This is a genomic window from Deltaproteobacteria bacterium, from assembly GCA_028818775.1.
Classification (GTDB): Bacteria; Desulfobacterota; Binatia; order UBA9968; family JAJDTQ01; genus JAJDTQ01.
Window position 1 is genome coordinate 21,654 of sequence record JAPPNE010000104.1, and the last position, 24,552, is coordinate 46,205.

At 67.3% G+C, this 24,552-nt stretch carries 27 protein-coding genes and 1 tRNA gene; 15 read left to right on the top strand and 13 right to left on the bottom strand.

Annotation, left to right across the window (positions count from 1 at the left end):
• Nucleotides 1–57 precede the first annotated feature (57 nt).
• Entirely contained in the window at nt 58–969 is a 912-nt protein-coding gene (locus tag OXU42_12355; protein ID MDE0030180.1) for a vitamin K epoxide reductase family protein, read from the top strand.
• Complete coding sequence (locus tag OXU42_12360; protein ID MDE0030181.1) at nt 969–1,274, top strand: rhodanese-like domain-containing protein; 306 nt, start codon at nt 969–971, stop codon at nt 1,272–1,274. The genes OXU42_12355 and OXU42_12360 overlap by 1 nt, the downstream gene beginning before the upstream one ends.
• 209 nt (nt 1,275–1,483) lie before the next feature.
• On the opposite strand, the gene OXU42_12365 is transcribed toward OXU42_12360, so the two are convergent.
• Nucleotides 1,484–2,170 carry a glutathione S-transferase N-terminal domain-containing protein gene (locus tag OXU42_12365; protein ID MDE0030182.1) on the bottom strand — a complete coding sequence of 229 codons (687 nt, stop codon included), beginning with the start codon at nt 2,168–2,170 and terminating at the stop codon, nt 1,484–1,486.
• 131 nt (nt 2,171–2,301) lie between these two features.
• Here OXU42_12365 and OXU42_12370 point away from each other — a divergent pair, with 131 nt between their 5' ends.
• On the top strand, nt 2,302–3,096 hold the full coding sequence (locus OXU42_12370) for an SAM-dependent chlorinase/fluorinase (GenBank protein MDE0030183.1): 795 nt from the start codon (nt 2,302–2,304) through the stop codon (nt 3,094–3,096).
• A 63-nt stretch (nt 3,097–3,159) separates the two neighbouring features.
• On the top strand, nt 3,160–3,618 hold the full coding sequence (locus OXU42_12375; protein ID MDE0030184.1) for a cytidine/deoxycytidylate deaminase family protein: 459 nt from the start codon (nt 3,160–3,162) through the stop codon (nt 3,616–3,618).
• A gap of 158 nt (nt 3,619–3,776) precedes the next feature.
• Here OXU42_12375 and OXU42_12380 read toward each other — a convergent pair whose 3' ends face one another.
• The 5 genes from OXU42_12380 to hemL form a co-directional block, all read right to left on the bottom strand.
• Nucleotides 3,777–4,103 (bottom strand): ATP synthase F0 subunit C, encoded by a 327-nt coding sequence (locus OXU42_12380; GenBank protein MDE0030185.1) that lies wholly within the window; start codon nt 4,101–4,103, stop codon nt 3,777–3,779.
• A 79-nt stretch (nt 4,104–4,182) separates the two neighbouring features.
• Nucleotides 4,183–4,884: a F0F1 ATP synthase subunit A gene (gene atpB / locus OXU42_12385; GenBank protein MDE0030186.1), complete on the bottom strand. Its 702-nt coding sequence runs from the start codon at nt 4,882–4,884 to the stop codon at nt 4,183–4,185.
• 7 nt (nt 4,885–4,891) lie between these two features.
• A complete protein-coding gene (locus OXU42_12390) occupies nt 4,892–5,266 on the bottom strand; it encodes a hypothetical protein (GenBank protein ID MDE0030187.1) in 375 nt (124 codons plus the stop codon).
• Nucleotides 5,263–5,514, bottom strand: a complete 252-nt coding sequence (locus OXU42_12395) for an AtpZ/AtpI family protein (GenBank protein ID MDE0030188.1) — start codon at nt 5,512–5,514, stop codon at nt 5,263–5,265. Before OXU42_12395 ends, OXU42_12390 begins: the two co-directional genes overlap by 4 nt.
• A gap of 78 nt (nt 5,515–5,592) precedes the next feature.
• Nucleotides 5,593–6,897 (bottom strand): glutamate-1-semialdehyde 2,1-aminomutase, encoded by a 1,305-nt coding sequence (hemL, locus tag OXU42_12400; protein MDE0030189.1) that lies wholly within the window; start codon nt 6,895–6,897, stop codon nt 5,593–5,595.
• 363 nt (nt 6,898–7,260) lie between these two features.
• On the opposite strand from hemL, the gene dnaA reads away from it, so the two are divergent.
• The 5 genes from dnaA (at nt 7,261) to OXU42_12425 (ending at nt 11,168) form a co-directional block, all read left to right on the top strand.
• Nucleotides 7,261–8,574, top strand: a complete 1,314-nt coding sequence (dnaA, locus tag OXU42_12405; protein ID MDE0030190.1) for a chromosomal replication initiator protein DnaA — start codon at nt 7,261–7,263, stop codon at nt 8,572–8,574.
• A gap of 232 nt (nt 8,575–8,806) precedes the next feature.
• Nucleotides 8,807–9,913 (top strand): DNA polymerase III subunit beta, encoded by a 1,107-nt coding sequence (gene dnaN / locus OXU42_12410; GenBank protein ID MDE0030191.1) that lies wholly within the window; start codon nt 8,807–8,809, stop codon nt 9,911–9,913.
• A 5-nt stretch (nt 9,914–9,918) separates the two neighbouring features.
• Nucleotides 9,919–10,425 (top strand): MogA/MoaB family molybdenum cofactor biosynthesis protein, encoded by a 507-nt coding sequence (locus tag OXU42_12415; GenBank protein MDE0030192.1) that lies wholly within the window; start codon nt 9,919–9,921, stop codon nt 10,423–10,425.
• Nucleotides 10,422–10,697 carry a MoaD/ThiS family protein gene (locus OXU42_12420; GenBank protein ID MDE0030193.1) on the top strand — a complete coding sequence of 92 codons (276 nt, stop codon included), beginning with the start codon at nt 10,422–10,424 and terminating at the stop codon, nt 10,695–10,697. Before OXU42_12415 ends, OXU42_12420 begins: the two co-directional genes overlap by 4 nt.
• Nucleotides 10,698–10,709: 12 nt before the next feature.
• Nucleotides 10,710–11,168, top strand: a complete 459-nt coding sequence (locus OXU42_12425; protein MDE0030194.1) for a molybdenum cofactor biosynthesis protein MoaE — start codon at nt 10,710–10,712, stop codon at nt 11,166–11,168.
• 51 nt (nt 11,169–11,219) lie between these two features.
• Here the strand turns inward: OXU42_12425 and OXU42_12430 are convergent, their stop codons facing one another.
• On the bottom strand, nt 11,220–11,954 hold the full coding sequence (locus OXU42_12430) for a competence/damage-inducible protein A (GenBank protein MDE0030195.1): 735 nt from the start codon (nt 11,952–11,954) through the stop codon (nt 11,220–11,222).
• 72 nt (nt 11,955–12,026) lie between these two features.
• Between OXU42_12430 and OXU42_12435 the strand changes: the two genes are divergently transcribed.
• Complete coding sequence (locus OXU42_12435; protein MDE0030196.1) at nt 12,027–12,755, top strand: hypothetical protein; 729 nt, start codon at nt 12,027–12,029, stop codon at nt 12,753–12,755.
• A gap of 138 nt (nt 12,756–12,893) precedes the next feature.
• Here the strand turns inward: OXU42_12435 and lpxA are convergent, their stop codons facing one another.
• Together lpxA and OXU42_12445 are read right to left on the bottom strand one after the other, a co-directional pair.
• Nucleotides 12,894–13,694: an acyl-ACP--UDP-N-acetylglucosamine O-acyltransferase gene (lpxA, locus tag OXU42_12440; GenBank protein MDE0030197.1), complete on the bottom strand. Its 801-nt coding sequence runs from the start codon at nt 13,692–13,694 to the stop codon at nt 12,894–12,896.
• 105 nt (nt 13,695–13,799) lie between these two features.
• The gene (locus OXU42_12445) at nt 13,800–13,994 is read right to left on the bottom strand and encodes a DNA gyrase inhibitor YacG (protein ID MDE0030198.1); all 195 of its coding nucleotides are present in this window, start codon (nt 13,992–13,994) and stop codon (nt 13,800–13,802) included.
• A 231-nt stretch (nt 13,995–14,225) separates the two neighbouring features.
• Here OXU42_12445 and OXU42_12450 point away from each other — a divergent pair, with 231 nt between their 5' ends.
• Complete coding sequence (locus OXU42_12450; protein ID MDE0030199.1) at nt 14,226–15,143, top strand: hypothetical protein; 918 nt, start codon at nt 14,226–14,228, stop codon at nt 15,141–15,143.
• Nucleotides 15,144–15,294: 151 nt separating this feature from the next.
• On the opposite strand, the gene OXU42_12455 is transcribed toward OXU42_12450, so the two are convergent.
• Nucleotides 15,295–16,017 carry a glutamine amidotransferase gene (locus tag OXU42_12455; GenBank protein MDE0030200.1) on the bottom strand — a complete coding sequence of 241 codons (723 nt, stop codon included), beginning with the start codon at nt 16,015–16,017 and terminating at the stop codon, nt 15,295–15,297.
• Nucleotides 16,018–16,135: 118 nt separating this feature from the next.
• Here OXU42_12455 and gpmI point away from each other — a divergent pair, with 118 nt between their 5' ends.
• The 4 genes from gpmI to OXU42_12475 all read left to right on the top strand — a co-directional run bounded on the left by gpmI (nt 16,136) and on the right by OXU42_12475 (nt 22,683).
• Nucleotides 16,136–17,860: a 2,3-bisphosphoglycerate-independent phosphoglycerate mutase gene (gpmI, locus tag OXU42_12460; protein ID MDE0030201.1), complete on the top strand. Its 1,725-nt coding sequence runs from the start codon at nt 16,136–16,138 to the stop codon at nt 17,858–17,860.
• Nucleotides 17,844–20,549 (top strand): DNA polymerase I, encoded by a 2,706-nt coding sequence (polA, locus tag OXU42_12465; GenBank protein ID MDE0030202.1) that lies wholly within the window; start codon nt 17,844–17,846, stop codon nt 20,547–20,549. The genes gpmI and polA overlap by 17 nt, the downstream gene beginning before the upstream one ends.
• A 191-nt stretch (nt 20,550–20,740) precedes the next feature.
• Nucleotides 20,741–21,625: a proline/glycine betaine ABC transporter permease gene (locus OXU42_12470; protein MDE0030203.1), complete on the top strand. Its 885-nt coding sequence runs from the start codon at nt 20,741–20,743 to the stop codon at nt 21,623–21,625.
• Nucleotides 21,622–22,683, top strand: coding sequence for a glycine betaine/L-proline ABC transporter ATP-binding protein (locus OXU42_12475; GenBank protein MDE0030204.1), 1,062 nt, complete (start codon nt 21,622–21,624; stop codon nt 22,681–22,683). The genes OXU42_12470 and OXU42_12475 overlap by 4 nt, the downstream gene beginning before the upstream one ends.
• Before the next feature lie 4 nt (nt 22,684–22,687).
• On the opposite strand, the gene OXU42_12480 is transcribed toward OXU42_12475, so the two are convergent.
• From OXU42_12480 to eno, 3 genes are all read right to left on the bottom strand, one after another.
• Nucleotides 22,688–22,762 (bottom strand) — tRNA-Gly (locus tag OXU42_12480).
• A gap of 36 nt (nt 22,763–22,798) precedes the next feature.
• Nucleotides 22,799–23,125, bottom strand: a complete 327-nt coding sequence (locus tag OXU42_12485) for a septum formation initiator family protein (GenBank protein MDE0030205.1) — start codon at nt 23,123–23,125, stop codon at nt 22,799–22,801.
• 48 nt (nt 23,126–23,173) lie between these two features.
• The gene (gene eno, locus OXU42_12490; protein MDE0030206.1) at nt 23,174–24,454 is read right to left on the bottom strand and encodes a phosphopyruvate hydratase; all 1,281 of its coding nucleotides are present in this window, start codon (nt 24,452–24,454) and stop codon (nt 23,174–23,176) included.
• Nucleotides 24,455–24,552 lie beyond the last annotated feature (98 nt).

Sequence of the window (24,552 nt, forward strand, 5' to 3'; positions counted from 1 at the left end):
GAGAGTTCAATCCGCCGGCTGGACATGACCTGCCGGCCATCCCGAGGGAGTAATCCAGTGGCCAAGGCATCCAGGAAAAGAGGGGCGCGAGGACCGCGGGCACCGCGGCAGCAGCAGGCCGCGGCAACGCCGACACAGCCAACCCCCAACTGGCCGGTGCTGGGGCTGTCCGCGGTGGGGCTGGTGCTCGCGGGTTACCTGACCGGCACGGCCTGGTCGGGCGGCGAGGCCGCTTTCTGCGAGGCCGGGGCCGACTGCGACATCGTGCTCCACAGCCGCTGGTCGGAGCTGCTGGGTCTGCCCACCTCGCTCTGGGGGTTTCTCGTGTACGCGGTGCTGGCGGGGGCGGCGCTCATCAAGCGCCGGAGCCGGCGCTGGAAGGTCCTGGCCGCGGTATCGCTCTTCGGCGTGGCCTACAGCCTGTACCTGACGTACGTCTCCCTGTTCGTGCTGGAGGCCGCGTGCCAGTACTGCCTGACCTCCCTGGCGCTCTTGTCCGTCATCTTCATCGTGACGCTCGCGCAGGTCCGCCAGGTCAGCCATCGCGTGCCCTGGAGACCCTGGCTCGGCGCGAGCTTCGGCGCCGCCGCGGTGGGGGTGCTGGCGGTGCACCTGGTCTTCTACTCGGGCGTGACGGTGAACGCGTCGGCGAACGAAGACCCGTGGTTGCGGGGATTGGCCGTCCACCTCGACGATGTCGGGGCCAAGATGTACGGGGCGTTCTGGTGCCCGGCCTGCGAGAGCCAAAAGGAACTGTTCGGCGCTTCCGCCAAGCGCATTCCCTACGTCGAATGCAGTCCCGCCGGACGCAGCGGGCCGACGGCGTCGACGTGCCTGGCGGCGGGTGTGCGCTCCTATCCCACGTGGACCATCAAGGGCCAGCGTCACGTCGGTGTGCTGACGCCGGCGGCGCTGGCGGACCGGAGCGGTTTCGCCGGGGTCAAGACCCCGCAAAAGGAGGGCGGCTGATGCGGCGTTTCGGGATGGGCCTCGCGGCCCTGCTCTTCATGGCGGCGGCTCCGGCCTGGGGCGATCCCGGCAAGTACCCGGAGTACGCCAAGGTGGATTCGTCGGACAAGATCGCGGTCCGGTATATCCGGGTTGAGGAACTGGTCCAGCACATCCTCGACCGCAAGCCGCTGATCCTCGTGGACGTGCGGCAACCGCTCGACTACTCCATGGGCCACATCAAGGGGGCGCGCTCCATCCCTCTGGGGACATTCTATCGGGGCGCCGACCTCGTGCCTCGGGAGGGCCTCGTCGTCCTCTATTGAGCGTGCCCGCGGCACTTGGCCAGTTTGGCCTACAAGATTCTTTACAAGCAGGACTACCGCAACATGGTCGTGCTCTACGAGGGGCTTCCGGGGTGGACCGAGAAGGGCTACCCGGTGGACGGCGATTCGTAGTGTCGCCTGGATTCCCGCCCCCGATCGGGGTCGAGGGCAAGCTTTCGCGGAAATGACGTTTCGGGGTGCGGCGGAAATCACCGCTTCTCGAACTGCTTCTTGCCCCAGAGGTTGTCCCACATTTCGTTGGTGATGGTGCCCACCACGTCGCGGGTCTTCTCCATGTCCTTGGCCACGGCCGGGCGGGCGGCGATGGTGTCGAACCAGCGGGTCAGGTGCGGGTGGTCGGCCATGTCCTGGCCCTGGCGCTCGTGCAGCCGGATCCACGGGAACACCGCCATGTCGGCGATGGAGTAGTCGCCGGCCAGGTACTCGTGCTCGGCGAGCCGCTTGTCCAGCACCCGGTAGATGCGCGCGCCCTCGCTGGTGTAGCGGTCGATGGCGTAGGGGATCTTCTCGCGCGCGTAGGCGCGGAAGTGGTGCGCCTGCCCGAGCATGGGGCCGACGCCGCCCACCTGGAACATCAGCCATTCCAGCACCTGGATGCGGGCGCGGGGTTCCGCCGGCAGGAACTTCCCGGTCTTCTCGGCCAGATAGATCAGGATGGCGCCGGATTCGAACACCGACAGGGGCTCGCCGCCCGGGCCGTCCCGGTCGAGGATCACCGGAATCTTGTTGTTGGGGCTGATCCTGAGGAAATCCGGGTCGAACTGCTCGCCCTTGCGCAGGTCCACCCAGTGAAGCCGGTAGTCCAGGCCCGTCTCCTCGAGCATGATGTGGATCTTCTGCCCGTTGGGCGTGGCGCTGGTGTAGAGCTCGATCATGGCGGCCTCCTTGCGGGACTTTCCGCGAGGCAGGATACTCCCAGGAGATTCGTATCCTTGCCTGCGGCGGGAATTCCTGCACATCTTACCATGTGCTTGAACGGGACAGCACCCTGGGAGGCTCCGACGGGATGGCGCCGGCCGCACGAATCATCACTCTCACCACCGACTTCGGCTACCGGGACCCTTTCGTGGGCATCATGAAAGGGGTGATCCACGGCATCGACCCGGCGGCCGCGATCGTGGACCTGACACACGGGGTGGCGCCGCAGGACGTCAGGGGCGGCGCGCTGGCGCTGGCGGCCGCGGTGGACTTCTTTCCCCCCGGCACCATTCACGTGGCGGTGGTGGACCCGGGAGTGGGCAGTGCGCGGCGCCCCATTCTCGTGGAGACCGACCGTGCCCGCTTTGTCGGCCCGGACAACGGGCTCTTGAGCCTCGCCGGGGGCCGGCAACGGCTGATCCGGGTGGTTCACCTGTCCAACCCGGACTACCACCTGCGGCCCACGAGCACGACCTTCCACGGCAGGGACGTCTTCGCGCCCGTCGCCGCCCATCTTTCCGCCGGGGTGCCGCCGGAGAAGCTGGGGCAAGCCGTCGAGAGCTTCAAGCGCCTGGAAGTACCCGAACCGCAACGGGAGGACCGCGGCATCGCCGGCGAGGTCATCTACATCGACGGTTTCGGCAACCTCACCACCAACATACGACGCGAGGACCTGGCGGCCTTCGATCCGTCGCAAGTAGCCGTGCGCATCGGCGCCCGTGTGGTCCGCGGCCTGTCCCCCAACTACGCCTCGGCCGGCGCCGGCAACTACCTCGCCCTGATCAATAGCTGGGGGCACCTGGAGGTCTCCCGGTGCGAGGGCAGCGCGCGATCCGGCCTCGACGCCCATGTCGGCACGCGGGTGCTTCTGCGGTGCGCTTGATGTGGTATTGTGTTGGCCGGCCCGTGGAACCGAACGGCCCGGGACACGTCCGCGGAGGTGGCGATGACAGACGAGCGGCTGAGCTGGGACCAGTACTTCATGACCATCACCCGGCAGGTGGCGGAGCGTTCCACCTGCACCCGCGCCAAGGTGGGCGCGGTGATCGTACGCGACCGGAGCATTCTCGCCACCGGCTACAACGGCTCGCCCGCGGGCATGCCCCACTGCACGGAGGTGGGCTGTCTCGTCTATGAATCCAGGAACCCCGACGGCGAGATCGAGCAGAACTGCTTTCGCACCATCCACGCGGAGATCAACGCCATCGCCCAGGCGGCCAAGAACGGCGCCAGCATCAAGGACGCCTCCATCTACATCACCCACACGCCCTGCATCCACTGCCTCAAGGTGCTGGTGAACACCGGCATCGGCGACATCTTCTACGAGAAGCCGTACAAGCTCGACACGGTGGCGGACATCCTGGAGCACACCGGCGTCCGGCTGCACCCGGTGACCATGCCGTAAGGTCCCCCGCCCACCTCGCCTGGATTCCCGCTTCCGCGGGAATGACGTTCCGGGGTGCCGGTGTCATTTCGCGCCGGACGAAAAAAGGCAGGAGCCCCGGATGGCGGCCCCTGCCTTTCGAGTGTCCCGTGCGCCGCATGCGGCGAAGCGGAAAACGGTTAGACCTTGCCCGCGAGCAGGAAGGCGATGATCAGGGCGTAGATGCCCAGGGCTTCGATGAGGGCCAGCGACAGGATCAACGGCGTGAAGATCTTGTCGGCGGAGTTGGGGTTGCGGCCGATGCTTTCCATGGCCGCGCCGCCCACCCGGCCCTGCGCGAGGGCGCAGCCGAACGCGGCGATGGCGATGCCGAGGCCCGCGCCCAGTGCGACGATGCCCGGGACCAGGCCGGCCGAGCCGCCGCCCGCGGCGTCCGCGGCGACGGCCACGCCCGACAGCAGCAGCGTGAAGAGTCCCGTCAGTACGAAGGCTGTGAGTTGCTTCATCTTTCTTTCTCCTTTCCGGCGCCGAGGCCGTTGCCGCCAGCCTCTCATCCTCATCCTCTCCGACCGGCAAACCGCGGCGTCAATGATCGTGGCTCAGAGCCAGAGACGCATAGATCATGCTCAACAGCGTGAAAACGAAGGCCTGGATGACGGACACCAGGGCCCCCAGCAGGTAGAACAGCACCGGGATCGCCACGTAGGTCAGGCCGGTGAAGATCTCCACCACCAGGTGGTCGGCGAACATGTTGAAGGCGAGCCGCAGACCCAGGGTGAGCGGCCGGAACATGTGCGAGAACACCTCGATCAGGAAGAACAGCGGCGCGATCACCAGGAACGGCCCCATGAACTGCTTGAGGTAGGCGCCGCCGTGCTCGCGCACGCCGAAGTAATGGTACGCCCCGAAGGAAACCAGGCCCATGCCGAGGGTGATATTGAGGTTGCTCGTGGGCGGCGAGAACCCGGGCACGAGGCCGATGAAGTTGGACAGCAGGATGAAGATGAAGAACGTCCCGTAGAGGGAGAGGTAGCGCCGGCCGTGGTGCCCGATGATGCTGTCGCTCAGGTTCGTGACGAACTCGATCAACAGCTCGAAGATGTTGACCAGGGTGATGCGGTCGCTGGGAATGACCGCGTTATGGGTGTCCAGCAGCCGGCGGCGCGCCGCGACAGCCAGACAGACCAGCAGCACCATGCTCACCACGGAGAAGAAGATCTGCAAGGGCACCCACCCTTGCAAGAAAGCGGGTACCAGGTCGTACCAAGTGAATGGATGATGTCCCATCGATGACTTACCTGCCGATTTTGGTATCGTACAGCCGATCCCACAAGAGCGCCAGGATCAGGCAGTTGACCCCCACCGCGAACGACACCGCGTCCGGCGAGATGCGGGTCAGCAACAACCAGGAGGCGCCCAGCAGGAAGCAGAACTTGAAGACCAGCAGGAAAATGCCCGCCCGGACCCGCCCCTTGCTCGCGAACGGCGTGATCACCCACCGGATGCCCACCGCCAGGAGCAGGAAGTTCACTCCCATGAACAGGCCGCCCAGCAAGAGCCCGCCGGGCTCCAGCCACTCCAGCGGAACGAGCGCCAGGAAACCCGCCACCAGAAGCCCGTGCCACAACTCCACGCGCCAGACCGGGAGGCCGCTCGCTTCCCAGCTCATCCGCGCTCCCTGGCGAAATGCCGCAAGAGCAACACGAGCCGGTAGAACGCCACCACCAGCCCCAAGAGCCCCAACACCAGCACCATCCAGGGAGAGCTGCCGAAGTAAGAGTCCGCGTAGTGCCCCAGCAGCAACCCGGCTCCCACCGTGGTGGGAAACTCGAACCCGATGGCGGTGTATTTGGCGGCCCGGAAGAGAACCGGGCTCTTTGCAGGTGGCCCGTCCCGGCCGTCCCGTGCGTCGCTCACTGAAACCGGTTTACTAACACGCGTACCGGGACCGGTCAACGGCACGGTCCGGTTGAGGACCACCGCAACGCCGGCGGCTCAACGCGGGGTCGCCGCCTCTTCCTCGGCCCAGTCCGCGAAGGCCTCCACCGTCGCGGCGATGTCCTGCTCCGTGTGGGCCAGGGAGACGAACCAGGACTCGAACTGGGACGGGGGCAGGTAGACGCCGCGGGCGAGCATGCCGTGGAACAGGCGAGCGAAGCGTTCCCGGTCGCAGGTCCTGGCGTCGTCGGGCGACGCCACCCGCTCGGGGCCCAGGAACAGCGTCAGCATGGAGCCCACGCGGTTGACCGTGCCCGGCACGCCCCGGGCCAGCACCTCACGGAGTCCCGTTTCGAGCAGGCGCCCCTTCTCCTCCAGCTCCCGGTACACGTCCGGCCCCTCCAGCGCCCTCAGGGTCGCGAGCCCGGCGGTGACGGTCACCGGGTTGCCGGAGAGCGTGCCCGCTTGGTACACGGGTCCTTCCGGCGCCAGGCGCGCCATGATGTCCCGCCGTCCGCCGAACGCCCCCACCGGAAGCCCTCCCCCCAGCACCTTGCCCAGGCAGGTGAGGTCCGGGGTTACGCCATAGCGTTCCTGGGCGCCGCCGCGCGCCACCCGGAACCCCGTGATCACCTCGTCGAAGATGAGGACGATGCCCTGCCGCGCCGTAACCTCCCGCAATCCTTCGAGAAAACCCGGCGCCGGCGGGATCACTCCCATGTTGCCGCACACCGGCTCGACGATCACCGCGGCCAGGTCCTCGCCATGCCGCTCCACCAGGCTCCGCACGGAATCCGCGTCGTTGAACCGGGCCAGCACGGTGCCGGCGGTGAAGCTCTCCGGCACGCCGGCGCTGTCGGGCAGGGAGAAGCTCTCCACCCCGGAACCTGCCTTGGCCAGCAAGGCGTCGACGTGGCCATGGTAGCAGCCGTCGAACTTCAGCACCTTGCTCCGCCCGGTGCAGCCCCGCGCCAGGCGGATGGCGCTCATGGTCGCCTCGGTGCCCGAGTTCACCAGGCGAAGCTGCTCGATGCCGCCCATGCGCTCGCGCACCAACTCGGCGATCTCCACCTCCTTCGCGGTGGGAGCGCCGAAGCCGGTCCCCTCGGGCACCGCCTCCACCACGGCCCGCACCACCCCGGACGGCGCATGTCCCAGGATCAGCGGCCCCCAGGCGCAGACGTAGTCGATGTACCCTCGCCCTTCGTGGTCGACGACCCTCGACCCCTCGGCGCGGGCGATGAAGAGCGGGTCGCCGCCGACGGCGTTCCACGCCCGCACCGGGCTGTTGACACCGCCGGGAACGACGTGCCGCGAACGTGCGACCAGATCCGCCGAGGACGGCCTTGGGCGGTTATCCAAACTGCACCTCGTTGCCTCTCTCCGGTCGCGCCGAAACGCGCCCGTCAGCCGGGCCTTTGTCTTTCCGGCGCCTCCGCTCACACGGAGGAGACGGCGAATCCAGCGATATCCTTACAGAAAAAATTCGGGTCCGTTTTTGGTATTGCAAACCGCCCTCAAAACCACTAAAAGGACGGTTTTTCTTTGGACACATCTCGTCAGCGAACGGGTTGAACACTCACCGCCTCCGCAAGGAATTCAGGCGGGGTTTCGGGTTCCGCTATGGCCTGAAACCGAAAACCATATCCTAAAAGTTGTCCACATCTGTGGATAATTTTGTTGACAACCATGGTCACGCAAGCACTCTAACTCTGCAAGAATACAATGAAAAAGCTCCCGCGTGAGATCCAGGACCGGTTGAAGGAAAGGCTCGGCTTACACGATTTCGAGACATGGATCAAACCCCTGACACTTAACGCGAGCGCGGGCGGCGAGATCACGATCGAGGTCCCCAGCATCCTGTTCCGCGATTGGCTGAACGAGAACTACCTCGACGCAATCAAGGAAGAGTTCAACCGCTACTACGGCGAGGCCGTACCCGTCGGCCTTTCGGTGAATCCGTCGCGCCCGGCCCGGGAGGCGCCGCCTCCGCCCAAACCCGCCGCCAAACCGGCGGATTCATCAACGCCGATCCCGCGCTACACCTTCGAGAACTTCGTGGTCGGCACCAGCAACCAGTTCGCGCATGCCGCGTGCCTGGCGGTGGCCAGCAGGCCCGCGGAGCACTACAACCCGCTGTTCATCTACGGCGGCGTGGGCCTCGGCAAGACCCACTTGGTGAACGCCCTGGGAAACCGGCTGATGGAGCAGGGTCCCGGCCAGAAGGTCGTCTACACGACCTCCGAATCGTTCATGAACCGCCTGATCACGTCTCTTCGGCGCGACCGCATGAACGAGTTCAAGAACCACTTCCGCAGCATCGACGTGCTCATCCTCGACGACATCCAGTTCATCGCGGGCAAGGAACGCACGCAGGAGGAGTTCTTCCACACCTTCAACTCGCTCTACGAGAACCACAAGCAGATCATCCTCACGTCCGACCGTTTCCCCAAGGAGATCCCGGACCTGGAAGACCGGCTGCGGAACCGGTTCGAGTGGGGCCTGACCGCCGACATCCAGCCGCCGGACATCGAGACGCGCATCGCAATCCTCATCAAGAAGGCCGAGGAGGAAGAGATCGACCTGCCGCACAAGGTCGCGGACTTCCTCGCCACCCACATCCGCTCCAACGTCCGCGAGCTGGAAGGGTCGCTCACCCGCCTCGGCGCCTTCGCCTCGCTCACCAGCGTCGAGATCACCATCGACCTTGCCCAGGAAGTGCTGAAGCACACCCTGAGGGAGAACGAAAAACAAGTCACCGTGCGCAACATCCAGAAAGCCATCTGCGAGCACTTCGACGTCAAGATCAGCGATCTCAAGTCCAAGCGGCGCACGAAAAACATCGCCGTCGCGCGCCAGGTGGCCATGTACCTCTGCCGCAAGTACACCGCCACGTCCTATCCCGCCATCGGCGCGGAATTCGGCGGGCGCGACCACTCCACGGTCATCCATGCCTCCAGGACCATCGAAAGGAAGGCCACCACCGACCCCGAGATCAAGGCCACGGTGGAACGCCTGGAGCGGCGGCTCAAGAGTTGAGTGGACACGCTGTGGAAAACCTGACACAGCCTGTTAAAACCCCGTTCATTTCAGCCATCACGCGGCCGGCTTCCACTAACAAGGGGCATGGCCGCGATTTTTTTTCCACCGCAATAATGCTTTAATGGCGGTAGGTTCCCGCGCCTATCCCGATATCCACAGGCACTACTGCTACTTCTGATATTTTCAAGAAGACAGAAGATACATAGGGGCCGGCGGGACTGGAGGATAAATGCAGATCCGAGCCAAACGCGAAGAGTTTCTGGACGCGTTGTACTGGAGCCAGAGCACGGTGGAGCGGCGCAATACCATGCCGATCCTGGCCAACGTGCTGGTGGAAACCCATGGCAATCGGATACGCCTCACCGGCACCGACCTCGAGGTGGGCGTACGCGCCAGCCTCAACGGCGAGATCCTTGTTTCGGGCAGCGTCACGGTGGACGCCAGGAAGCTCTACGAGATCGTGCGGGAGCTGTCCGAGGAATTCGTCGACGTGAAGCGGCTCGACAACGACCGGGTGGAGATACAGAGCGGCAAGTCGGTGTTCAAGATGGTGGGTCTTGACGCGCGCGAGTTCCCCGCGTTCGTGTCGAGCGGAGAGGCGGAGCGCAAGGAATGCCCGGCGCCGGCGCTGAAGGAGATGATCGACAAGACGATCTTCTCCATATCCACGGACGAGACCCGGTCCAACCTGAACGGAGCGTTGCTGCACGAGACGGAGAACAACCGGGTGCGCATGGTGACCACCGACGGGCACCGGCTGTCCCTGGTGCAGCGGGAAATCGGACCGCTGGGTATAGCCAAGGGAGTGATCGTCCCGCGCAAGGGGCTGGCCGAGTTGCGGCGGCTCCTGGAGGACCCCGCCGGCGACACCGTGTCCCTGGGTTTCACCGACAACATGGTGTTCGTGTGGAAGGGCGACGTCGAGATGTCCATCCGGCTGATCGACGGCGAGTTTCCCGACTACGACAAGGTCATACCGGCGGACAACAAGAACCGGGCGGACGTGGTTCAAGCCACGCTGTTCCGCGCCTTGCGCCGGGTATCGCTGCTCTCCAGCGACCGTTTCCGCGGCGTCCGGGTGGAGTTCACCGGCGGCACCATCGGGATTTCCGCCAACAACCCGGATCTCGGGGAGGCGGCGGAGGAAGTGGACGCGGAGTACGAGGGCAACCGCATCGTCATCGGCTACAACGCCCAGTACCTGCTGGAGATACTCAACGTCATGGAACAGGACGACCACGTCGAGATGGGCCTGATGGACGACGAAAGCCCCACGGTGGTGCGCCGCGGCGGCGACGACAGCCTGCTGTACGTGGTCATGCCCATGAGGATCTGAAGCGGATGGCCGACCAGTCCCATTTCGACCGAAGCCTCGACACCGTCGCCTGCTTCGTCATCACCGTGAGCGACACCCGCGATGCCACGACGGACCGGAGCGGGGCGGCCATCAAGGGGATGCTCGAGGAAGCAGGGCACCCGCTGGCGGGCTACGAGATCGTCAAGGACGAGCCCGCGGACGTCCGCGCCCTCCTGGACAGGGCCTTGGCGGCCGACGGCGTGGACGTGGTGCTGCTCAACGGCGGCACCGGCATCGCGCCGCGCGACGGCACCTACGAGGTGGTGAGCGGCGTCATCGAAAAGCGCATCGACGGCTTCGGCGAGCTGTTCCGGTCCCTGAGCTACCAGGAGATCGGCGCCGCGGCCATGCTGAGCCGCGCGGTGGCGGGCGCCGTGGGTCCCCGGATCGTGGTGTCCATGCCGGGTTCGCGCGGAGCCGTGGAAACGGCCATGAAGAACCTGTTGCTGCCCCAGTTGGGCCACATGGTGGCGCAGGCCCGCGGCCTATGAACGTGCGCGTTAAGCTCTTCGCCATGCTGCGGGAGCGAGCGGGCGCCGGCGACGCGGTCCACGAGGTGCCCGACGGCTGCACGGTGAGCGAGTTGTGGAACCGGCTTGGCGACGTCTATCCCGGACTCTCCGGTATCGACCTCAAGCTCCTCTACGCGGTCAACAGCGAATACGTCGACCGCGGACACCGGCTCGCCGACGGTGACGAGGTGGCCTTCATCCCGCCCGTGAGCGGAGGATCATCTGTACCGGCTGACCGACAGAGCCGTTGAGCGGAGAATGACGTGTACCGGCTGACCGACAAACCCATCGACCTGAACGAACTGCTGGCCTGCGTGGGCGACCCCGGCGCGGGCGCCGTCTCGACCTTCATCGGCGCCACCCGCGACAACAACGAGGGGCGTTCCATCATCTCCCTGGACTACGAGGCCTACCCCGGCATGGCCGAGCAGGAGCTGGCCAAGCTGGGCGAGGAGGCCGCCGCAAAGTGGGAGATCACCCGCATGGCCATCGTCCACCGCCTCGGCAACGTCCCCATCGGCGAGGCCAGCGTGATGATCGCCGTCTCCGCGCCGCATCGCGACGCCGCCTTCAAGGCATGCCGCTACGCCATCGACGAACTCAAGAAGCGCGTCCCCATCTGGAAGAAGGAAATCTACCAGGGCGGCGAAATCTGGATCGGCACCCAGACCGGCGAACGCTTCGAGGGAGACACGCCCGTCGCGCCCCGCCCCACCCCCTGAAACGTCATTCCCGCGAAAGCGGGAATCCAGGGGCGGGGCGGTGGGGCAATCCTAGCCTTCCTCGACGCGCAGAATCGCGTCCTCCGGCAGCTTCCCCAACAGGTCCGCCACCGCGCGGTCGAGGTAGTCCCCGCTCTTGGACTCCACCGTCACCTTCACCTTGTAGTCCGGGTTGTCCAGCACCGGGTACGAGCCCAGGAGGATGTCGGGGAAGCGCTCCAGCAAGTCGTTGAGCGTGCCCGCGATGACCCCCTCGCCGTCCTTGATGTAGATGTTGCGCAGGTGGAACGGCTCCTCGCGGAAGGCTTCCTTGATGGCGTGGAAACGGTCCTGCAGGATGCGCGGCACGCCGGCGAAGATGTAGACGTTGCGCATGCGGATCACCGGGGCGAACATGGCCCCGGCGGCGAGCAGCTCCGCCCCTTCCGGCACCATGGCCATGCGCAGCCGCGCGGCGTTCACGTCCGCGCCGTAGCGCGCGCGCAGGCGCCCTTCCAGGCTCGGCTCGATGACGGCCTTGACCCCGAAGCCGTGGGCGATCCCCTCGATGGTGACGTCGTCATGGGTGGGGCCGACACCCCCGGTGGTGAAGACCAGGTCCCACCGCTCGGCGAAGCGCGCCGCAGTGCGCCCGATGAGCTCCAGGTCGTCCGGTATCACCGTCACGCGCTGGACCTCGACGCCGAGCTCGCGCAACTCCCGGCACAGGAACGTGGAGTTGATGTCCTGGGTCTTGCCTGAAAGGACCTCGTTGCCGATGATGATGATGCCCGCGGTCTTGGACATGATGAAGGCTCATAGTATGCCAAGGAACGGCAAAGCGAAAGCGCTGCCGCATACCAGGGAGGTGCGCGTGCAATGAACGAGACCGAGAAATACCTGATCGACGTGGCCTATCCCTTCTGGGAGACCGAGGCCGAGATCGCCAGGCGCTTTTTCCGCAACAACCCGACGCGGGAGCAGCACGTCTACTGGCTCAAGGCCCAGCTATGGAAGGAGTTGCACCCGGTGGACGGCTACTTCACCGGCCTGCACCGGGAGCTGGCCAACCTCGTGGAGATGTTCCCCCAAGTGGACCGCACCGTCGACCGGCACCACTACCACGGGCTCATGGAGCAGATGGTCCAGGAGTTCAACCACTACGTCCTCCAGGCCGACATCCTGGAGTACCTGCTCGGCCGCAAGATCGCCGCCGAGGACACCATCCAGTTGCCCGAGGAGAAGGCCCTGGGCGATCTGCGCCGCGCCTACGTGGCCGGCTCGGCGGTGGAGAAGGCCGCGGTCCTGGTCACCGAGGGCGGCGGCGCGCGCCTCTTCCGGGAGGGCCGCAAGCTCAAGGGCAGCGTGCTGGCGCGCAAGATCGCCGCGGCCATGGAGGTGGTCTACCAGGACGAGAAGAACCACTACCGCGAGGCCGCGCGCGAGGCGGCCGCGGCGGTGGGCAACAAGCGCCACCTCAAGACCATGAAACGGGCCATCGAGCGCGTCAGCCTGCAGCGCGTGCGCATGCGCAACGAGATGTTCCAGTACCCGCTGTCCGAGGAGGGCGTCGAGCGCTGCGTCGCGAAACACTACCGCCCGGTGTGAACCGTATGCGCGCGCCCTTCGACTTCGTTCGGCTGCGCCTCACTACGCTCAGGACGAACGGTTGGTGTTTCAAACCGTTCGTCCTGAGCGAAGCGAAGCGAAGTCGAAGGGCGCCAACTCGAAGGGCGCCAACCCCGGCTACGGCCGGCCCAGCGGATGGGACTTGGGGCCGGCGCAGACCCCGCGTTTGGACGCGCGGATGAACTCGAGCAGGAAGGCGACGTCGCCGAACGGATCGGAGAGGTGTTCTTCCAGTTCCTTCACCGCCGCGCTCAGGTTGCGCCGCTTGCGGAAGAGGATCTGGAAGGCGTTTTTCAGGACCCGGATGCGGGGTTCCTCGAAACCGGCCCGGCGCAGTCCCACCACGTTCAGGCCGCGCACGGTGTGCTGCCAGTCGATGATGGAGAACGGCGGCACGTCGCGGCTCGTGGCGCTCAAGCCGCGCATCATGGCCATGGTACCGACGCGCACGAACTGGTGCACCGCGCAGCTCGCGGACAGCACCGCGCGGTCGCCGACCTCCACGTAGCCGCCCAACACCGAGTTGTTGGTCATGATGATGCGGTTGCCCAGCCGGCAGTTGTGGGCCACGTGGCTGTTGGCCATCAGGAAGTTGTCGTCGCCGAGCACCGTGGTGGTGTCCTGCGCGGTGCCCCGGTGGACCTGGACGCCCTCGCGGAACACGTTGCGGTCGCCGATGCGGAGGTAGGACTTCGCATCCCGGTACGAGAGGTCCTGCGGCGCGTCTCCCAGCACGGCGCCGCTGTGAACCTGGTTGCCTTCGCCCAGTTCCGTCCAACCCAGCACCACGGCGTGGGGAAAGAGGCGCGTGCCGGCGCCGATCTTCGCCGGACCGTCGATGACGGCATAGGGCCCCAGCTCGGCGTCCGGATGGATTTCGGCCCGTGGATCCACCACGGCGGTAGGATGTATCGACATGTTCGCTCTCCGGCTCCTACGGCTGAAGCGCCGCAAGGGATGCGGCGAAAGCACTCGGCCGCGAGACGCCGGATTCGGGCACGGGCACGGGTAGGGGGTCCTGGTTCATTGATGCTCGGATTCTTCGACGGGCCGCGACTCGTCGTCAAGTTCGTCCCCGGCAACGCGATAGGCCCCGTCCGCCCAGGCGCCGAGGTCGACGAACCGGCAACGCTCCGAGCAGAAGGGCCGGTAAGGATTGCCGGTCCATGGCGTTTCGGTACGACAGATCGGGCACTTGACAGTGGTCGGCATGTTGATGCAGCCGCTTTCCGGCACCGGCGTGTTCCGTGTCGAAGAACGTTCCCGCCAGCGTGCGGCTCCTCCTTCTTGACTAGCAGTTTCATGTTGCTTTTTCAAAGATGAGGCACTTGAGAATGGAACTTGAGAGCGCCGCCGGAGGGAGGCATACTGATGCCTCGCGACCGAGCGCCACGGGTCCCCGGACCGGACCCCGGCGCGGCAGTGCTACACCCACGGAGCGAGAGGGGAATGATTGACCCGTTGCCGGTCCTCGTGATGGCCGGCGGCAACGACCGGGTTGAAACGATCCCGGAGGGCGTGGCGCCCGACGAAGTCCTGAAGGGTTTCAAGGGCGCCGTACGCTTGCCGTCCGGCCGCTGTATCGCGGGCGAGCTGATCCAGCGGATGCGTGACAGCCGCCGGTTCGAGGACCCGGTCCTGGTGGGGCCGCGGCGCGTCTACGGGGACCTGGTGGACTGTGAGATCAGCGACACCCCCGGAGACCTGCTGGCCAACATCCAGCGGTTCGCCACGCTCCTGACCGAGCGCTACCCGGAGCGCCCGGTGGCGGTTTCGGCCTGCGACATATTGCCCACGGCGGAAGAGTTCCGCTCCCTGCTGGACGAGGGCTACGCGCCCAGCGCCGGCAGCGGCCTGTGGTGGCAGATGATCGCGGCCGAGCCCCGGGAGATGGGCGTCAGCAGTTGGAAGCCCAGCTACCGCATGCGTCCGGCGCCCCGGGAGCCGCTGCTCAACCTCTATCCGGGCCACCTGCTGGTGCTGCGGCCGAACGCCGTCCGCCTGGACTGGTTCAACATGTTCCTCATGATGGCGTACCGCTACCGCAACCGCAGCATCTACGAGCGCCTGATCCGCATCACGCTCAGGGCCGTGGGCCTGTGGCTGGAGGAAGACTGGCGCCGTCTGCGGCACGTCCGCTGCCCGGGACGCACCCTGGCGGCGCCGTACGGCATCCTGAAGACCTACCTCCGCTACACCGCGCACCGCCTTGCGGTGCCGGAGCTCGCCGCCGAGCTGTCGCGCCAGATCATGGTGCGGGACGACGCCGGCGGCATGCCCCACCCGGTAGCCATGACCGTGACCCGGATCCGCTCCTTCGCCAAGGACATCGACACCCGCCGCGAACTGGAGGAAGTCGCGGGGTGACGTTTCGTAAGGACTAGATGGCGTCCTTCGACTTCGCTTCGCTACGCTCAGGACGAACGGAAAAGTATTGATGGAGTCGCAAACTTGTCACCGTTCGTCCTGAGCGTAGCGAAGCGAAGTCGAAGGACGCCAAACCAAATCCGACAAACTCCTACAGCACGCGGGCGAGCCAGCGGCGGAAGAACTCCGGTCCCTGGCGTTCCAGGGCGGGGGCGAAGCGGCGGGTGGCGTCACGGAGCTGGGCCACCGAGATGTCGGGGGTGGTCTCGATCTCCAGGGTGTGGCCGATGAACCAGCGTTCGAGGCCGGCGGCGGTCACCTCGGGATGGAACTGAAGCGCCAGGGCGCGCTCGCCCCAGCCGAAGGCCTGGTTCTCGCACGCCTCGGTGGAGGCCAGGTGAAGTGCGCCCCGCGGCAGGTCGAAGGTGTCCCCGTGCCAGTGGAGCACCGAGGCATGGGGCGGCGCCAGCAGGGCCAGGGCCGACGCCGCGCCGGCCTCGCTCAGGGAGAGCGGACCCCAGCCGATCTCCTTGCGCCCCGCGCCGTACACCCGCGCCCCCAGCGCCCGCGCCATGAGCTGGGCGCCCAGGCAGATACCCAGGGTCGGACGGTCCACGGCCAGGCGGCGCTTGATGAGGCGCACCTCCTCCGCCAGGAACGGATACTGGCCGTCGTCTCCGGCGCCGATGGGCCCGCCCAGGACCACCAGCAGATCGGCGTCCGCGGCCGGGTCGAAACCGTCCAGACCGGCCTCGAGGTACTGGATGCGGCAGCCGCGTTCGGCCAGGGGGCCGGCGAAAGAGCCCAGGTCTTCAAAAGCGACGTGCCGGATCACGACTGCGCGCCGGGGGATGGTTTCCGGGGAATAGCTCATGGGCGGCAGTTCATGGGAATGCTCGTGGACGGCAAACTCTCGGCAAGTTCCCCCTAGCGCGCAAACCGTCTAAACTCAAACGGAGGCGGCTGGGAAGGGCGGTGAAGGAGACGAACACATGGATGACGACAACAGGTCCGCGCCGCTGGTGCTGCGCGGGCATCCGGTTCTGCCGGCGCCGGCGGGGCCGGTGGTGCTGCTGATACTCGATGGCGTGGGCGTGGGCGCGGGGGACGAATTCGACGCCCTGGCGCTGGCGCGCACGCCGACGCTGGACTCGTTGCGCCGCGACGGCCTGGCGGCGACCCTCCGGGCCCACGGTACGGCGGTCGGGCTGCCCTCGGACGCCGACATCGGCAACTCCGAAGTGGGGCACAACATCATGGGCGCGGGCCGGGTTTTCGACCAGGGCGCCAAGTGCGTGGACCAGGCCATCGAGACCGGGGCGCTGTACGACGGCTACTGGAAGACCCTGGTGGAACGTGTCCGCGCCGGCGGCGGTGCGCTCCACTTCATGGGCCTCCTGTCCGACGGCAACGTGCACTCCCACGAGGCGCACCTGCACGCGCTCATCCGCCGCGCCGACCACGAAGGGCTGGAACGCGTGTACGTGCACGCGCTCCTGGACGGCCGCGACGTCCCGGACCGCACCGCGCCGGTCTACCTGGAACGGCTCGAAACGGTCCTCGCCGCCATCCGCGACCAGGGCGGGCGCGACTACCGCATCGCCTCGGGCGGCGGCCGCATGGTGGTGACCATGGACCGCTACGAGGCGGACTGGAGCATCGTCGCGCGCGGCTGGCGCGCCCACGTGCTGGGCGAGGCCGAAGGGTTCTCTAGCGCCGCCGCCGCGGTGGAGCACTTCCGCGCCGCCCAGCCCGGCATCAGCGACCAGGTGCTGCCCGCGTTCACGGTACGCAACGCCGACGGCTCGCCGGTGGCCCCCATCGAGGACGGCGACGGCGTCATCTTCTTCAACTTCCGCGGCGACCGCGCCATGGAGATGTCCCGGGCATTCACCGAGGGTGCCGGGTTCGACCGCTTCGACCGCGGACGGGTGCCGGACGTGGCCTTCGCCGGCATGATGCTCTACGACGGCGACCTGGGCATCCCCGAGCACTACCTGGTGGCGCCGCCCGAGGTCAGCCGCACCCTGGGCGAGTACCTCGCCGCCGCCGGCGTGCCGCAGTTCGCCTGCGCCGAGACCCAGAAATACGGCCACGTCACCTACTTCTGGAACGGCAACCGCTCCGGCAAGTTCGACGACGCGCTGGAGGAGTACGTCGAGATCGCCTCGGAGCAGGTGCCCTTCGAGCAGCGCCCGTGGATGCGCTCGGCGGAGACCGCCGACGCCGTCAACCGCGCGATCTGGGAGAGGCGCTATCGTTTCATCCGGGCCAATTTCGCCGGCGGCGACATGGTCGGCCACACCGGCAACCTTGAGGCCACCGTCCGGGCCGTGGAAGCCATCGACCGCGCCCTCGGCCGGATCCTTGCGGCCGTGGCGGCGGTCCACGGCTGCCTGGTCGTGACCGCCGACCACGGCAACTCCGAGGACATGGTGGAGCGCGACAAGGACGGCGCGCCGCTCTATGAGGACGGCAAGCCCGTCTTCCGCACCGCCCACTCCATCAACCCGGTACCGTTCGTGGTCCGGGACTTCTCGGACCGCCGCTACAGCCTCGCCCCGCCGCCGGACGCCGGCCTCGCCAACCTCGCCGCCACCCTGCTCGAGTTGCTGGGCTACCACCCCCCCGAGGAGTTCGCCCCGAGCCTGCTGCGGGTGCCTGTTGACCCTCCTTCGCGCCCCGGAGTAGACTCTCTGCATGGCCGCGAAGGGTGACAAGTCCGGGACAACAACGAGCTCTGCGTCCAGGGGTGGTTCGGCCAAGAGCCGCATCCTGCTGCTGGACAGCTACTCCTTGGCCTTCCGCGCCTTCTTCGCCTTGCCGGAGAGCCTCGTCACCAGTTCCGGGCAGGTGACCAACGCGGTGTTCGGGTTCACCTCGATGCTCTTCAAGCTGGAGAGCGAGGAGCGGCCCGACGCGGTGATCGCGTGCATGGACAAGGGCGAGCCGCAGTTCCGGCTGGACCAGTATCCGGCGTACAAGGCGGGCCGGGACGAGACGCCGCAGACCCTGCGCGGGCAGTTCCCGCTCATCCGCGAGGTGCTGGAGGCGCTGTGCCTGCCGGTGGTGGAGCTGGAGGGGTACGAGGCGGACGACCTGCTGGCGACGCTGGCCCGGCGTGGGCGCGAGGCGGGGCACCACGTGATCATCGTGAGCGGCGACCGCGACTGCCTCCAGCTCGTGAACGACGACGTCACCGTGCTGATGACGCGGCGCGGCGTCACCGACATGATCCGCTACGATCCCGCCATGGTGGAGGAGCGCTACGGCGTGAGCCCCGAGCGCTGGACCGATTTCGCCGCCCTCAAGGGCGAGCAGGCCGACAACCTGCCGGGGGTGCCCGGGGTGGGCGACAAGACCGCGGCCCGGCTCCTCGAAAAGTACGGCAACATCGAAGGGATCATCGAGCACGCCGCCGAACTCACCCCCAAGATCCGCAAGGGCATCGAGGAGTGCGCCGACCAGGTGAAGCTCAACCGCAAGCTCGGGCGGCTGCTGGACGACGTGCCGCTGGAGACCGACGAAAGCCTGTTCGTGCGCCGGCCGTGGGATCCGGAGACGGTGCGCAAGCTGTTCACCTCCCTGGAGTTCCGGACGCTCTACCAGCGGCTCCTGGCGCTGGCGCCGGACGCGGAGCCGCCGGAGGAGGCGGTGATCCGGCCGTCGTCCATCTCCCGGTGGAACTCGGGCGCGGACGTGCCCGAGGCCGACGCGGTGGCGGTGGCGTGGGACGATGGGAATGGCGGCATGGCGGCGCTGTGCGCGCGCCCCGGCGAGGTGGGAATGCTGCCCCTGGACCTGGCCGCCGGCCCGGGCGAGTTGTTGGCGGCCGAGGGCACCGCCAAGGTGGTGTACGAGGCCAAGCCGCTGTACGGCGCCATGATCGCCAGGGGCGCGGCGCTGCGCGGGGTGCGCTGCGACCTCAAGATCGCCGCCTACCTGCTGGACCCCGGCGCCAGCGGCGGCTACGCGCTCAAGGACCTCGTGCGCCGCCACCTGGACGCGGAGCTGGACGGCGAGGGGGCGGAGGCCGAGGCCCGGGGCGGCCCGGTCCAGGGCGACCTCCTCAACCCCGGCGACGAGGCCCGGGAGGAAGCGGCGCGCCGGCGCCGGCTGGCGGCCGAGGCGGCGGCGGTGCAGGCCCTGGCGCCGGTGCTGGAGGCGCGCCTCAAGGAGACCGGGAGCTGGGAGCTGGCGCAGACGCTGGAGTTCCCGCTGACCGAGGTGCTGGCGCGCATGGAGCACGCCGGTATCGCGGTGGACGACGGCTACCTCGACGGGCTCAACCGGGAGCTGGGGGAGCGCATGGACTCGCTCCAGGCCAAGGTGCAGGAGCACGCCGGCGAGTCCTTCAACGTGAACTCCCACCCGCAGTTGTCGCGCATCCTGTTCGAGAAGCTCGAACTTCCCAAGACCAAGAAGATCAAGACCGGCTACTCCACCGACGCCTCGGAGCTGGGCAAGCTCGCCGGCAGCCATCCCATCATCGATGCGCTGCTGGAGTACCGCGAGGTCGCCAAGCTCAGGACCGGCTTCACCGACTCGCTGCTGAGCCTGGTGAACGCGGACACGGGGCGCATCCACACCACCTACGAGCAGGCCGCGGCCGCCACCGGCCGGCTGTCGTCGTCGGCGCCGAACCTCCAGAATATCCCGATCCGGGCGGACCTCGGGCGGCAGATCCGGCGCGCCTTCGTGGCGCCCACGGACAGCGTGCTGCTGTCCGCCGACTACTCGCAGATCGAGCTGCGGGTGCTGGCGCACATGTCCGAGGACGAGAGTTTCCTGGCGGCCTTTGCCCAAGGGCACGACTTCCACGCCGCCACCGCCGCCAAGGTGTTCGGCGTGGAGCTGGACGGCGTCACCGCGGAGATGCGGAGCCGCGTCAAGCAGTTCTCCTACGGCATCGCCTACGGCATGTCCGCCTTCGGCGTTTCCCAGCGGCTCGGCATCGAGGTGGGCGAGGCGCGCGAGTTCATCGACGCCTACTACGCCCAGTTCCCGGCGGTGAAGGCGTTCCTGGACGCGCAGGTGGAGAAGGCCCGGGTGGACGGCTTCACCACCACCATGTTCGGCCGGCGGCGCTACCTGCCGGAGCTTCAGTCCGCCAACTTCCGCCTGCGGGCGGTGGGCGAGCGCATGGCGCTCAACGCGCCGATCCAGGGCACTGCCGCCGACATCATGAAGCGGGCCATGATCGCGGTGGACCGGGCGCTACTGGACGAGCCGGTGGCGCGCATGCTGCTGACGGTGCACGACGAGCTGGTGTTCGAGGTGCCGCGGGCCTCGCTGGAGCGGGCCACGGCGCTGGTCAAGGAGCGCATGGAGGGTGCCGCCGAGCTGCGCTGCGGCCTGGTGGTGGACGTCCACACCGGCGGCAACTGGGCGGACGCGCACGCGTAGGCTCTCACTCTAGTGTCCTGTCTCACAAATACGGTTGTGAAGATGCGAGGGCATTTTGGTTGTCGGCAAGGCGCGATGACGAGCAGTGGCGGGCACCACGCGAGGAAGAGCAACGCAGCCGACGGCAAAAAGGACCCGCAGATTCATAACGCTATTTGTGAGACAGGACACTAGGAAGGCGGGAGGTGTTCATGAACGGTTGGCTCTGGCAATTTCCCACCCTCGACCAGGCTTCGCTGCGCGCCCTCAAGAAGGCGTTCGACTCGGGGTACCGGGGGTTCTCCCGGAGCTACGGCGACGCCATCGAGGCCTTCTTCGATCCCCTGCTCTACTTCCTGGTGTGGTTCGAGCGGCTGCTCCTGGCCGCCCCCTGGTGGCTCGTGATCGTCGTGGTGGCGTTCGTGTGCTGGGTCGCCGGCCGCAGCCGCAAGCTCTCCATCACCGTGGCCGCGGCGCTCTTCCTCATCGGCTACCTGGGCATGTGGGAAGACACCATGCGGACCCTGGCGATCATCTTCGTCTCCACCCTGATCGCCATCTCCATCGGCATTCCGGTGGGCATCTGGATGTCCCGCTCCGACCGGGTGCAGGCGTTCATCACGCCGATCCTCGACATCATGCAGACCATGCCCATCTTCGTCTACCTGATCCCGGTGGTGATGCTGTTCGGGCTCGGCAAGATACCCGGGCTGATCGCGGTGGTGATCTACGCGGTGCCGCCGGTGATCCGGCTCACCAACCTGGGCATCCGGCTGGTGGACAAGGAAGTGCTGGAGGCGGCGGACGCCTTCGGCACCGACACCTGGAGGCGGCTGTTCGACATCCAGATGCCGCTGGCGCTGCCCAACATCATGGCGGGCGTGAACCAGACCATCATGATGGCGCTCTCCATGGTGGTCATCGCCTCCATGATCGGCGTCAAGGGCCTGGGGCAGCCGGTGCTCCAGGCGGTGACCAACCAGTACTTCGCCCTGGGCCTCTTCAACGGGGCCGCGGTGGTGGCGCTGGCCATCGTCTTCGACCGCATCACCCAGAGCTACGGCAGGCGCATACAAACCAGCAGGCAGACGTCATGACTACGGCAAGCGCTTCGAATATCGAGATCCATTCCCTCTACAAGGTGTTCGGCGACAATCCCCCGTCGGTGATGCGCCTTGTGCGGGAGGGCGTGGACAAGCAGGAGCTCCTGGAGTCCCACGGGCACGTGCTGGGGCTGCGGGACATCAACCTGACGGTCAACCCGGGCAGCATCCAGGTGGTGATGGGGCTCAGCGGCTGCGGCAAGTCCACCCTGGTGCGGCACGTCAACCGGCTCATCGACCCCACCGAGGGGACCGTGCTGGTGGACGGCCAGGACGTGCTCGGCCTGGGCCAGGCCGCGCTGCAGCACCTGCGGCGCCACAAGGTCAGCATGGTGTTCCAGCGCTTCGCGCTGTTCCCCCACCGGACCATCCTGGAGAACGTCCGGTACGGCCTGCTGATGCAGGGCGTGGCGCGGACGGAATGCGACGAACGGGCCGAGCGGTGGATCGAGCGGGTGGGGCTCTCGGGTTACGAGGGGTCCTATCCGCACCAGCTTTCCGGCGGCATGCAGCAGCGCGTGGGCCTCGCCCGGGCGCTCGCCACCGAGGCCGAGATCCTGCTCATGGACGAGGCCTTCAGCGCCCTCGACCCGCTGATCCGGGCGGACATGCAGACGCTCCTGCTGGAGCTTCAGCGGGAGCTGCACCGCACCATCCTGTTCGTCACCCACGACCTCGAGGAGGCCATCACCCTGGGCGACCGCATCGCCATCCTGCGCGACGGCGAGGTGGTGCAGAACGGCGATTCCCAGGAGATCGTGCTCAAGCCCAGCGACGACTACATCTCCAACTTCACCAAGAACATCAACCGCGGCCGGGTGATCCGCGTCGGCTCCATCATGGAGCCCACCCAGCCCCGTGCGCCGGAACCGGGCGGCAAGGATTGCTCCATTCCTTCGGAGATGCTGATCGAGGAGGCATTGCCCGTGGTGGTGGCGTCGCCCAACGACAAGGCCGCGGTGGTGGACGTCAAGGGCAAGACCGTGGGCGCCATCTCGGTGGGCCGGATGGTGCACGCGTTGGCGGGCGACAGGCTGACGGGCGCGGCGTAGGAGTTGGAGCGGGCGACCGGGATCGAACCGGCGACGTCCAGCTTGGGAAGCTGGCATTCTACCGCTGAATTACGCCCGCTCTAGGTCAATCCCATATTGGATCGCGGCAGCGATGTCAATGTTCCGATCGGTTCGCGGTCCTCACCCCGCCGGCCGGAAACAGGTAGATGGTCTCCCCCTCTCGCGCCAGCCCGAACTCCTCCCGCGCGAGCTTCTCCAGGTAGCGGTCGTCCTTGCGGATGCGATAGATCTTCTCGCGCAGCAGCTCGTTCTCCCGCTGCAGCGCCTGGGACCGTTCTTCCAGCAGGCGCCGTTCCTCCACCAGGCGGCGGTAGTGCAAGAGCCCCCACTCGCCGAACACCAGGAAGACCAGCATCAGCGACAACGCGGCCGCCAAACCATAGTTGACGGTGCGCCGCGACCATGTTTTCGCCGGAGCCATAAGACAATTCTATCATGGTTTATCGGCGCCCGGAGTGCAACCGGAGGATCACCCGGCGGCGGCGAAGGCCTTCCTTCCGGCGTAGCGGGCGCGGCGGCCGAGGTCCTGCTCGATGCGCAGGAGCTGGTTGTACTTGGCGGTGCGTTCGCCGCGGCAGGGGGCGCCGGTCTTGATCTGGCCGGCGCCGGTGGCGACGGTGAGGTCGGCGATGGTGGTGTCCTCGGTCTCGCCGGAGCGGTGCGAGATGATGGTGGTGTAGCCGGAGCCGCGCGCCAGGGCGATGGTCTCCAGGGTCTCGCTCAGGGTGCCGATCTGGTTGAGCTTTACCAGGATGGAGTTGGCCACGCCCCGGCGGATACCCTCGGCCAGGCGCGCGGGGTTGGTGACGAACAGGTCGTCGCCCACGAGCTGGACCTTGCCGCCGAGGGCGGCGGTGAGCGCCTCCCAGCCCTCCCAGTCGTTCTCGCCCAGGGCGTCCTCGATGGACACGATGGGGTAGTCGCGCGCCCATTTGGCGTAGAGTTCCACCAAGTCGTCGCTGCTCAGCGTGGCGCCGCTCGACTTCCTGAGGACGTAGGCCCCGTTCTCGTGGAACTCGCTGGCCGCTACGTCGAGCCCCAGCACCACTTGGCCGCCTACTTGGTAGCCCGCCTTGGTCACGGCCTCCAGCAGCAGCTCGATGGCCTCCTCGTTGCTCCTGAGCCGCGGCGCGAACCCGCCCTCGTCGCCCACGCTGGTGCCGTAGCCCTTCTTCGACAGCACGCTCTTCAACGTGGCGTAGATCTCCGCGCCCGCGCGCAGGGCCTCGGCGAAGGAGCGCAGGCCCCAGGGGATCAGCATGAACTCCTGCACGTCGACGTTGTTGTCGGCGTGGGCGCCGCCGTTGACCACGTTGAGCATGGGCACGGGCAGGGTGCGCGCCTCCTCGCCGCCGAGGTAGCGGTAGAGCGGCACCTTGTCGGCGGCGGCCTGGGCGTGGGCGGCGGCCAAGGACACGCCGAGGATGGCGTTGGCGCCCAGGCGTCCCTTGTCCGGGGTGCGGTCGAGGTCGATCATGCACCGGTCGAGCTTGCGCTGGGCGCGGGCGTCCATGCCTGCCACCCGCCGCGCCAGGTTGCGCCGCACGTGGCCCACGGCCCGCCGCACGCCCTTGCCCAGGAAGCGCTCACCGCCGTCGCGCAGCTCCACCGCCTCGTGCTCGCCGGTGGAGGCGCCGGACGGCACGGTGGCTCGCCCGCGGGCGCCGTTGGTCAGCACCACCTCCACCTCGACCGTGGGATTCCCCCGCGAGTCCAGCACCTCCCGCGCCGCAACGCCCTTGATCTTCATCGCTTGCCTCCGATCTGTACCCGTCTGTCACTTTTTCGTAACAGATCACGCAAGGCATGACGAATTTGGGGCGGCGGAATGGACGGTCCCTGGTCGTA